The following is a 10,630-nucleotide window of genomic DNA, read 5'->3' on the forward strand; positions in this document are numbered from 1 at the left end:
TCATCCCGCCTGGGAATTTCTCAATTGTTTGTTTTATTTTCATGAGGAGACTTCCGTGTTTTCGTAACGGATATAAGTGATGGGAATATGTTATTTATTCCCACCGTATAGGGTTATATTTCTATCGTCTTAAAATGTTGGTGCGATCTTGTAAATAGAGAATTCCTTATGCCCAAGATCTTCAGCTTTGGTTGTTTTACCATTAGAAACCTTAATGATTTCCTGATAAATCACCTCGCCCATCTCATTAATAGAAGATTCTCCCCGCATAATCGATGAAACATCAATATCAATGTTGTCGCGCATTTTGGTAAATGTTTCTTCGTTGGCGGTGATTTTGATCACTGGCGCAATCGGGTTTCCCGTGGGGGTTCCGCGCCCGGTAGTAAAGATAATAATTTGTGCGCCGCCAGCCACCATCCCGGAGATGGATTCGATATCTTGTCCAGGGGAGTCCATCACCCATAGTCCACGACCGCCAGGGAAATCTGCGTATTGCAGGACGCCCTGTAGCGGTGAATGACCCGCTTTGTGCATGCAGCCCAGAGATTTTTCCTCAATGGTGGTGATACCGCCCTGGATATTACCTGGCGTCGGTTGCCCGCCCCTGATATCTGCGCCCAGGGCTTTCGCTCTTTCTTCACACCCCACAACCAGCTTGATTAAATCGTCTGCGACTTGTGAATTAATGGCCCGACGAGCAACAACGTGTTCTGCGCCAATGAATTCGGTGGTTTCTGAAAGAATCGATGTGCCACCATCGTTAACTAACAAATCAGATGCAACACCACAGGCAGGGTTGGAGGCGAGGCCAGAGGTGGTATCAGAACCTCCGCATTCCATTCCGAGGATCAACTCGCTGACGCTTATTTCTTCGTAGTCTTGCTGGGACAAATCCTGCGCATACTGACGTGCGATTGAAATTCCGCGCGCCTGACACTGCAAGGTCCCCCCTTCATTCTGAATTGTGATGCAGGAAACCGGCTTACCAAATTTCGTGATTTCTTGCGCAATGTGAGTAGGTTCAGCGCCTTCACAACCCAATCCGACAACGAGTATGGCGCCAACGTTGCCGTTCCTGGCAACGTTGATCAGTGTTTTTTCGGTTAATGCAGCATCACCAGCAATCTGGCAGCAACCAAAATCATTATTAAGCCAGGTTGAGCCATGAACCTGAGCGGAGATGTCCTGAGCCACTTTATTGGCGCAAACGCTGGTAGGTAAAATTAAGACGTAGTTGCGAATACCCACGCTACCATCCGGACGACGATAACCTTTGATTGTTTTTTTCATTTTCACTTGTTCCTTCAGCCTTTATTTCCAATCCCCACGGCCACGTTCACTTTCAACATTATGAACATGAACATAATCTCCGGTCTGGATAGGCTTTGTTGCCCGACCAATGGATTCACCGTATTTGTAAACTTCGCCATGAAGCGCAACGGCTTTAATGGCAAATTTATGACCGTAAGGGATGTCATCCCGTAAGGTGATGGTCAGATTTTCATTGCCAACAAACATGTTGGCGACGTCTCCGGCCTTGAGGGGCTGGATAGCAGTAGCAACGCTATCTTGCGGGGTAATAACCACTGCATTTTTCTTCATAAAAAATCCTTATGCGCTTTGATTGGATACAGTGGTATAAAGCATAAGGCGTGCCATGTTTTTAAATTATTGTTTATTAAGACAAATAACACGCAGAGTGGGAAGGGGGAGATAGAGCCGCTGTAAGTAGCTTCATCAGTTGGGGCAAATAGCTACAGTTGCAAGGCGTGCAAAAGGTGGGTACGACGGAAACGCATAAAAAAAGGCACCTTGCGGTGCCTTTTTGATCACTCGATATCGAGCGGGTCTTCGGAGAGGATTATCCCGGTGTTGTCGGCGTAAAGGTGGTCGCCGGAGAAGAAGGTCACGCCGCCAAAGTTGACGCGCACATCGCTTTCCCCAATGCCTTCACCTGAAGCGCCTACCGGAATTGCGGCAATCGCCTGAATGCCGATATCCAGTTCTTCCAGATCGTCTACCTGGCGTACTGAGCCGTAGATGACCAGACCTTCCCATTCATTCTGTACGGCCAGCCGCGCCACTTCGGCATCGACCAGCGCGCGGCGAACAGAACCGCCGCCATCGACCAGCAGAATGCGACCACGGCCGTTCTGTTCGAGCAGATCGTACAGCAACCCGTTGTCCTCGAAACATTTTACCGTGATGATTTGTCCGCCAAACGACGACCGTCCCCCAAAGTTAGAGAACAGCGGTTCCACGACGTTGACATCTTCCTGATAGATGTCACAAAGCTCGGATGTATCGTATTTCATAGGCTTAACGTTTAGTTGCTGCGAGAATTTTTAGTATATCGCGCTATGTGTACTGTTGGCAAAATCATCAATTGTTAATTGATATTTGTCAGTTAAAGAGACCACTGACTTAAGAAAATTCCAACGACAAACAGCAGGTTAGTTAATAGTGCCGCTTTTACGGTGCGTTCCAGCATCGGGCGCATTGCCTCAGGGTTCATCTCACGCATCACGTAACGCGCCTGTTTGAAAAGCAGCGGAGCGGCGAGAATAAACAGCCATCCCCACAGGCTTTGCAGCGAGAACAGGTTAAACAGCGCCAGACAGACCAGCGTACCCATCAGCAGGCAGGCATGGTAGCGGCGGGCATTGACGGCGCCTAAACGCACGACCAGCGTGTTCTTGCCATTCTCTCTGTCGCTGTTGATATCGCGCAGATTGTTGACGTTGAGCACAGCGGTTGCCAGCAGGCCGCAGGCGGTGGCAGGCAGAATCAGCGCCGGAATCAGCGTATGGGCCTGTAAATACCAGCTTCCCATCACGCTGAGCCAGCCGAAGAATACCAGCACGGAAATATCGCCCAGACCGATATATCCGTAAGGGCGATTACCCACGGTGTAAGTAATCGCGGCGATAATCGACAGGCCCCCGAGCACCAGGAAACCGACAAAATCCGCCAGCGTGTGACAGGCCACGGCAACCAGGGCCAGACCAGACAGACAGATCAACACTACGGTGACGATCAGCGCGCGCTTCATCTGCTCTTGGGTGATAACCCCTTTTTGCATCCCGCGCAGCGGTCCAATGCGATCGGGCTTGTCGCTGCCTTTGACGGCATCGCCATAGTCGTTAGCGAGATTGGACAGAATTTGCAGCAGTCCCGCCGTAATCAATGCCAGCAGAGCAACCAGCGGATCGAAGTATCCTTGCCACCATGCTAATGCCGTACCGACGATGATCGCCGCGAAGGCGAGCGGTAAGGTCTTAGGTCGTAAACTTTCCAGCCAGGCTTGTGAGCGGCTAATTTGTTGTTGTTCAGTCATATTTAGCGCCAATAAAAATGGGGCTTTATCAGCCCCATCAACAGTGATGAAAATGCATTGAACGCGATTATAGGATAAAACGGCTCAGATCTTCATCTGCGACCAGCGCATCCAGATGTTTGCTCACATAATCGGCATCAATTGTGATGCTTTGGCCGTTCAAATCGCTCGCATCATAGGAAATATCTTCCATCAGACGTTCCAGAACGGTGTGCAGACGACGCGCACCGATGTTTTCGGTGGTTTCGTTAACCTGCCAGGCCGCTTCGGCAATGCGTTTAATGCCCGATTCGGTGAAGTTAATGTCCACACCTTCGGTCGCCATCAGCGCTTTGTACTGAACGGTGATGGAGGCATTCGGTTCGGTCAGGATACGCTCAAAATCGCTGGTGGTCAGCGCCTGTAGTTCAACGCGAATCGGTAGACGACCCTGCAGTTCCGGGATCAGGTCCGACGGTTTCGCGACCTGGAATGCGCCAGAAGCGATAAACAGAATGTGATCGGTTTTCACCATGCCGTGCTTGGTGGAGACCGTGCAGCCTTCAACCAGCGGCAGCAGGTCGCGCTGTACGCCTTCACGGGACACATCCGGACCAGAGGATTCGCCGCGCTTACAGATTTTGTCGATTTCGTCGATAAACACGATCCCGTGCTGCTCAACGGCGTCGATAGCTTCCTGTTTCAGCTCTTCCGGGTTCACCAGTTTGGCCGCTTCTTCTTCAATCAGCAGCTTCATCGCGTCTTTGATTTTCAGCTTACGCGGTTTTTGCTTCTGACCGCCCAGGTTCTGGAACATGGACTGTAACTGGCTGGTCATCTCTTCCATGCCCGGAGGCGCCATGATTTCAACGCCCATCGGTGCGGCGGCGAGATCGATTTCGATCTCTTTATCGTCGAGCTGGCCTTCGCGCAGTTTTTTACGGAACGCCTGACGCGCGGCAGAAGGTTCCTGCGGCTGCTCAGACTGTCCCCAGTTATTTTTAGCTGGTGGGATCAGCACGTCGAGAATGCGCTCTTCCGCCATCTCTTCAGCGCGGAAGCGGTTTTTCTCGATGGCCTGAACGCGAACCATCTTAATGGCTGCGTCGGTCAGATCGCGGATGATCGAGTCAACTTCCTTACCAACATAGCCAACTTCGGTGAATTTGGTTGCTTCAACCTTGATGAACGGCGCGTTGGCCAGTTTTGCCAGGCGACGGGCGATTTCGGTTTTACCGACGCCGGTCGGACCAATCATCAGAATATTTTTCGGCGTCACTTCATGGCGCAGCTCTTCGTTGAGCTGCATACGGCGCCAGCGGTTACGCAGGGCAATCGCCACGGAACGCTTAGCGTTATCCTGGCCGATGATGTGTTTGTTCAGTTCGCTGACAATTTCGCGTGGGGTCATTTCAGACATGGGGGATCCTTACGCTTTGGAGTTCAATTCTTCGATGGTATGGAAGTGGTTGGTATAAATGCAGATATCCCCTGCAATATCCAACGCTTTCTCAGCAATCTCGCGCGCGCCAAGCTCGGTGTTTTCCAGCAGAGCGCGTGCAGCAGCCTGGGCGTAGGGACCGCCGGAGCCGATGGCAATCAGATCGTTTTCTGGCTGGATGACGTCGCCGTTACCGGTGATGATGAGTGATGCCGTTTCATCTGCGACGGCCAGCAGCGCTTCGAGTTTGCGCAGCATACGGTCGGTACGCCAGTCTTTTGCCAGTTCAACGGCCGCTTTCACCAGGTGACCCTGGTGCATTTCCAGCTTGCGTTCGAACAGTTCAAACAGCGTGAATGCATCCGCAGTACCGCCCGCAAAGCCCGCAATGACTTTGTCGTTATACAGACGGCGGACTTTCTTCACGTTGCCTTTCATTACGGTGTTACCCAGTGTGGCCTGACCATCACCGGCGATTACCACATGGCCGTTACGGCGTACGCTTACTATTGTTGTCACGAGCAGACCCCTTGGTTACAAATGCAGAATACAGGCCCCGCACAGGATGCGGGGCGTAATGCAAGTATAGATGGGGGGGATTTTGGGGGTTTCAACCCCCAGTGGCGAGTCGAATGCAGTTTGTGTGACCGGCAACCTTCAGGCGGCTGATGGTATTGTCGGCATTCTCTTTGCCTTTGAGCGGACCAATAACCACGCGATTCCAGCCGTTATTAGTGGTAATTCGCGAGTTGAACCCTTCAAAGGCCAGCTGTGCGCGCACGGTTTCTGCCTGCTCAGCGCCTTTAAATGACCCGCACTGAACCATCCAGCGGCGTTCATCTTTTTTCTCCGCCGTCTGTTTTGGCGGCTGCGTTTCATTCGTTATTGGCGCGGCCGGTTGCGTTTTCGGCTGAGCGGCGGTGGTATGCGCAGGCGTTTGCAGCAGATCCTGATACGGCTGTTGCGCCGCCGGTTTTGGCTGCGGTTTCGGCTGTTGTACCGGTGCGGTTTGCGCCGTACGCGTTTGCGGCTGCTGGTACGGCTGTTCCGTTGCCCGTTGGCGTGGCTGTTGAGCCTGCTGCTGCGTAGTGTTCCACTGCTGCTGTTGCACCTGACGTTGACGCTGCAGCGTTTGCTGGCGTTGCTCAGGCGTTTGTTCGTTCCATGGTACTTCGTTGAGCTGCGTTGGCTGTTGACGCATATCAGCCTGCATCTGCGCTAACAACTGGCGCTGCTCATTGGTTAACTGGTCGGCGTTCAGCACCTCGCCGCCGGCAGACGGTTCGGTAGGCGCGCGTACGCCAGGCTGACGGCTTTCCAGCTCTTTGATGTATCGCCAGCGCTCTTCCGGTTTTGGTGGAATGCCATTTCCGGTGACTTTCTGGTTTTGCAGCGTTTCGGACTCTTCTTTCTTGTGATGCGTAATGAAGTACAGACCACCGATAAAGGTCACGAGTACGGCTGCAGCAATAGCAACCATAGCGGGCGATACCGCAGGCGTATTGCGTTGTTTTTTCCGTGATGTGCTCTTTTTGCGCCGCGAAGGTGCCGGTTGGCCGCGACGTACATAATCTCGTTGTGCCACTATCGTTTCGCTGTATTTATTCGTTCGTCAGCCCGCCATGTTACTTAAGCGGCGGGCCTTTGACCAGACAGGGGAGTCCGAAAGCACTTTACTTTACGTCAGTGCCCGGGTTGTACCCCGAATAATAAGCTCGCAGTCCAGTAAACGTGAGCCACTGCTGACGTTCTGCCCTTGTAATTGATCGAGCAGTAACAGCATAGCTTCGCGTCCGATATCGAAACGCGGCTGTGCGACGGTTGTCAGGGGTGGATCACAAAATTCCGCGAGCGAAATGTTATCGAAGCCAATGATCGATAAATCGTCGGGTACTTTCAGGCCCTGACGTTTGGCGTAAGAGAGGGCGCCAAGCGCCATGACATCGCTGTGGCAGAAGACTGCGGTAGGCGGCTGTGGTAGCGCCAGGAGCTGTTTAAGCGCATTAGCTCCCGCTTCATAGGTAAAGTCTCCGCGCGCGATGAAATGCGGATCGACCGTAATTCCGCTGCGGCGCAGTGCCTGAACGTAACCTTGCAGACGGTAATGGCACAGCGGCATATCCTCTGGTCCGGCGATACAGCCAATGCGTTTATGTCCCAACTCCAGCAGATAATTCATCGCGTTGAAGGCGGCGGTGAGGTTATCAATGTGCACGGTGGGGAGTTCCAGCTCTGGCGCGAACTCGTTGGACATAACCATCGGCGGTAAATTACGCTGCTCTTCAACGCTGGCATCAAACGGCAGGCGCGAGCTGAGCAGGACCATGCCATCGATCTGCTTGGTGATAATGAGGTTAAGAAAGGTCTTTTCCTGCTGATTCTGGTGCGCGCAATCGCCGATAAGCACCAGATATCCCTGTTCTGCGGCGGTGACTTCTATGCCACGAATGACTTCGCTAAAAAACGGATCGCAGATATCAGGCACAATCACCAGAATGGTACGTGACTCATTACGCTTTACGTTGCGTCCCATCGATTGAGGTAGATATCCCACTTCCAGAGCAGCCTGCTCAACCTTGTTACGGGTTGACTGCGAAACTTTGTCTGGATTCATTAATGCGCGGGATACGGTTGCCGTTGAGACTTTCGCCTTCAGGGCAACATCTTTCATCGTAGCGGCGGCAACCTGCTTATTCGGTTTCACTCTTTCTCCTCGCCAGGGCGGCTGGCACAGACTCGTCCCTGGATAACCTTCATCTGAAACATTTTTATCAGATAGTGAATGGAAGCGGTTACAGAATTTTCATAAAAAGTGTGATGGATCTTTAATTTTACGATCCGCCTCGCATCGTGAGGGATTATCCCTCGATGGGATCGACATCCAGCACCCATTTAACTTTACGCGCATCGGGTAACGTATTGATCAGCGCCAGTGTGCCGCTGACGATATGCTGCAGGCGAATTCGCGATGGGTGCTGCAACAAAATTTGCCAGCGATAGCGACCGCCACGTTTGGGCGCCAGGGCGGGAACTGGGCCTAACACCCACAGTTTTTCATCGGCCAGCGGACTGGCCTGAATCAGATTTCGTAACTGCTGCAAGAACATCGGCGCATGTTGGTTGTTGTGATCTTCTGCCCGCACGATCACATGGCTGGTCCATGGGGGAAGCTGGAGCGTTTGTCGCTCGGCCAGCGCCTGTTCGGCAAAGGCGTCATAACCTTTATACAGTAAGGTTTGCAGTAGCGGATGTTCAGGGTGGTGCGTTTGCAGCACCACTTCACCCTGTTTCCCGGCGCGACCGGCACGCCCGGAAACCTGCGTGTAGAGCTGGGCGAAGCGTTCTGCCGACCGGAAATCTGCGGAGAACAGCGCGCCGTCAACGTCCAGCAGCGCCACCAGAGTGACGTCCGGGAAATGGTGGCCTTTCGCCAGCATTTGTGTGCCGATCAGGATTCGCGCGCCGCCGCGATGCACTTCCGCCAGATGCTGCTCCAGCGACCCTTTACGGCTGGTCGTGTCGCGATCGATGCGTGAGATGGGCACGCCGGGGAAAAAAGGCGCCAGAGCCTGCTCAAGCTGTTCGGTGCCGAGTCCTACCGGAACCATATGCGTTGAGCCGCAGGAAGGGCACTGACGCGGTATCGGACGCTGACTGTCGCAGTGGTGGCAGCGCAGATGGTGCTGCGCCTGATGCAGCGTGTAGTAGTGATCGCAGCGCGGGCATTCAGCAATCCAGCCACAGTCGTGGCACAGCAGGGCAGGAGCAAAACCCCGGCGGTTTAAAAACAGGAGCACCTGGTTATCCGCCTGCAGGTGCTGACGCATACGGGCGATAAGCGCAGGGGCGAGTCCGGCCTGTACCTGCTGACCTTTCAGATCCAGCACGTGCTGAGTGGCTGGGCGCGCATTTCCGGCGCGGCGCGTCAGGCGCAGCATGCGGTATTTTTTCTGCCGCACGTTGCACAGCGTTTCCAGCGCTGGGGTGGCTGAGCCGAGAATAATGGGAATTTGTTCACTATGGGCACGATAAACCGCGAGGTCGCGCGCATGATAGCGCCAGCCTTCCTGCTGTTTATAAGAGCTGTCGTGCTCTTCGTCGATGACAATCACGCCCAGATTTTTAAACGGTGTAAACAGCGACGAGCGCGTGCCGATGACAATCGCCGCTTCGCCATTTTTCGCCTTCAGCCATGCCGAAAGACGTTCGCTGTCATTTAAACCCGAGTGCAGGACTTCGACCGGCGCATTGAAGCGCTCGCGAAACCGAGCAATAGTTTGCGGCGTCAGGCCAATCTCCGGCACCATCACCAGCGCCTGTTTGCCCTGGGCGAGCACATTTTCCAGTACGCTTAAATAGACCTCTGTTTTACCCGATCCCGTCACGCCCGCTAATAGCCAGGCGCTAAAACTGTCCGAGGCGCTGTGGATCGCCCCGACGGCGGTAGCCTGTTCGGTATTCAGCCGAAGACGCTCACCGGAAACCGCGTAGTGCGTACGCCAGTCGCTAAAGCTTGGCGTTTCGCTTGCCAGATCGCACAGGCCTTTTTTACGCAGCGCCTGCAAGGCGGCGTCATTAAATTCCAACTCTGCCACCTGGTCGCGCCAGATTTTTCCCTGGCGTAATGCTGCCAGCGCCTGCTGCTGCTTGGGAGAGCGTTTCAGGCCGTTGAGATCAATAACCTGGCCCTCTTCAGTGGCAAACCAGTACCACATGGGCGCGTTGGCAGCCGGGCGTCCCTGGCGTAACAGAATCGGCAGGGCATGAAACAGCACGTCGCCAATAGGATGATGATAATAGTCAGCTGCCCACAACAGCAGACGCCAGACGGAGGTCGAATAGACCGGCTCGTTGTCCAGCACTTCGAGAACGGCTTTCAATTCGTTGAGCGGCAGTTCGCTGTGCTCGCTAACGGAAAGGACGATGCCCACGCGCTCCTGTTGCTTGCCAAAAGGCACGCGTACACGACACCCGGCTTTGGCGCTCATGCCTTCCGGCAGAAGGTAGTCAAAGGTGCGAGGTAGCGGAACGGGTAAGGCAACGTGCGCAACGGGCATTGAATCATCCTGACTTGAAATCTGGCGGGTTAGTATACACATTAGTGAAGGGTAGAATGCGGATCAGTTTGCATGAGCAGGTTAATTTCTGTATGATTCGCCGCCTTTGATGCAAATTGATTGCGTCAAACAATGACCATTACCCGAGAATTTCAAGCTGTTGATGCAGTGTGAAAGGTGACGGGGAATAATTAACATCGCGTGGTGTCTGGCGTTAGGGCTGGAAGAGCGACGCGGCCTTAAACTGAGGTTTTCCCATGAAAAAAGATATTCACCCGAAATACGAAGAAATTACTGCAAACTGCTCTTGCGGTAACGTCATTAAAATCCGCTCCACCGTCGGTCACGATCTGAACCTCGACGTGTGCAGCAAGTGCCACCCGTTCTATACTGGCAAGCAGCGTGATGTTGCTACCGGTGGCCGCGTTGATCGCTTCAACAAGCGTTTCAACATCCCAGGCAGCAAATAAGTTTCAGCTGTCAGAAAAAAGCGCCTTTCGGCGCTTTTTTTGTTTCTGCGCCTGAAGAATGAAATTCATATTGATGTGTTGAATAGTGTCTTTTATTTAATAAATAAAACAGTGTTTTTATTTTTTAGGTAAAATGTTTCTACTGGTGATCTGCATCCTTTTTATCTTCTGATTTTTGCCACTCATGCCAATTGTTGGCAAAATACCAAAGGTTTCTGCTTTCTTTCTAAAATACACTTTCGTGGAAATATAAAATTATTCTTAATCCTTTATCGTTTCCCATTAATGGACGGAACGAGATGGGTAATTTCCTTGATGTAGTGTGAAGAGGGATGGTCATGAA

Annotated in this window: 10 protein-coding genes; 1 reads left to right on the forward strand and 9 read right to left on the reverse strand. The window is 52.8% G+C overall.

All coding sequences use genetic code 11. The annotated features are described in order from the left end of the window. Window positions 1–129 precede the first annotated feature (129 nt). The 9 genes from KQJ18_RS17860 to priA all read right to left on the reverse strand — a co-directional run bounded on the left by KQJ18_RS17860 (window position 130) and on the right by priA (window position 9,817). Entirely contained in the window at window positions 130–1,293 is a 1,164-nt protein-coding gene (locus KQJ18_RS17860; RefSeq protein WP_038636004.1) for a UxaA family hydrolase, read from the reverse strand. 21 nt (window positions 1,294–1,314) lie between these two features. Continuing rightward, window positions 1,315–1,605 carry a UxaA family hydrolase gene (locus tag KQJ18_RS17865; RefSeq protein ID WP_216422418.1) on the reverse strand — a complete coding sequence of 97 codons (291 nt, stop codon included), beginning with the start codon at window positions 1,603–1,605 and terminating at the stop codon, window positions 1,315–1,317. A gap of 227 nt (window positions 1,606–1,832) precedes the next feature. Beyond that, on the reverse strand, window positions 1,833–2,318 hold the full coding sequence (gene rraA / locus KQJ18_RS17870; RefSeq protein WP_216422419.1) for a ribonuclease E activity regulator RraA: 486 nt from the start codon (window positions 2,316–2,318) through the stop codon (window positions 1,833–1,835). 92 nt (window positions 2,319–2,410) lie between these two features. Continuing rightward, entirely contained in the window at window positions 2,411–3,340 is a 930-nt protein-coding gene (gene menA, locus KQJ18_RS17875; RefSeq protein WP_038636012.1) for a 1,4-dihydroxy-2-naphthoate polyprenyltransferase, read from the reverse strand. Window positions 3,341–3,407: 67 nt separating this feature from the next. Further along, window positions 3,408–4,739 carry an HslU--HslV peptidase ATPase subunit gene (hslU, locus tag KQJ18_RS17880; protein WP_038636017.1) on the reverse strand — a complete coding sequence of 444 codons (1,332 nt, stop codon included), beginning with the start codon at window positions 4,737–4,739 and terminating at the stop codon, window positions 3,408–3,410. A gap of 9 nt (window positions 4,740–4,748) precedes the next feature. After that, the gene (gene hslV, locus KQJ18_RS17885; protein ID WP_003028805.1) at window positions 4,749–5,279 is read right to left on the reverse strand and encodes an ATP-dependent protease subunit HslV; all 531 of its coding nucleotides are present in this window, start codon (window positions 5,277–5,279) and stop codon (window positions 4,749–4,751) included. A gap of 91 nt (window positions 5,280–5,370) precedes the next feature. Beyond that, window positions 5,371–6,345, reverse strand: coding sequence for a cell division protein FtsN (ftsN, locus tag KQJ18_RS17890; RefSeq protein ID WP_074458535.1), 975 nt, complete (start codon window positions 6,343–6,345; stop codon window positions 5,371–5,373). 93 nt (window positions 6,346–6,438) lie between these two features. Next, window positions 6,439–7,464, reverse strand: a complete 1,026-nt coding sequence (cytR, locus tag KQJ18_RS17895) for a DNA-binding transcriptional regulator CytR (protein ID WP_003028807.1) — start codon at window positions 7,462–7,464, stop codon at window positions 6,439–6,441. Window positions 7,465–7,618: 154 nt separating this feature from the next. Then, window positions 7,619–9,817, reverse strand: a complete 2,199-nt coding sequence (gene priA / locus KQJ18_RS17900) for a primosomal protein N' (protein WP_216422420.1) — start codon at window positions 9,815–9,817, stop codon at window positions 7,619–7,621. Between the two features lie 257 nt (window positions 9,818–10,074). On the opposite strand from priA, the gene rpmE reads away from it, so the two are divergent. Beyond that, window positions 10,075–10,287, forward strand: coding sequence for a 50S ribosomal protein L31 (gene rpmE, locus KQJ18_RS17905; RefSeq protein ID WP_038636025.1), 213 nt, complete (start codon window positions 10,075–10,077; stop codon window positions 10,285–10,287). The last annotated feature ends 343 nt before the right edge of the window (window positions 10,288–10,630 follow it).

This window comes from Citrobacter sp. S55_ASV_140, from assembly GCF_018919505.1.
GTDB classification, from domain to species: Bacteria; Pseudomonadota; Gammaproteobacteria; order Enterobacterales; family Enterobacteriaceae; genus Citrobacter; species Citrobacter werkmanii.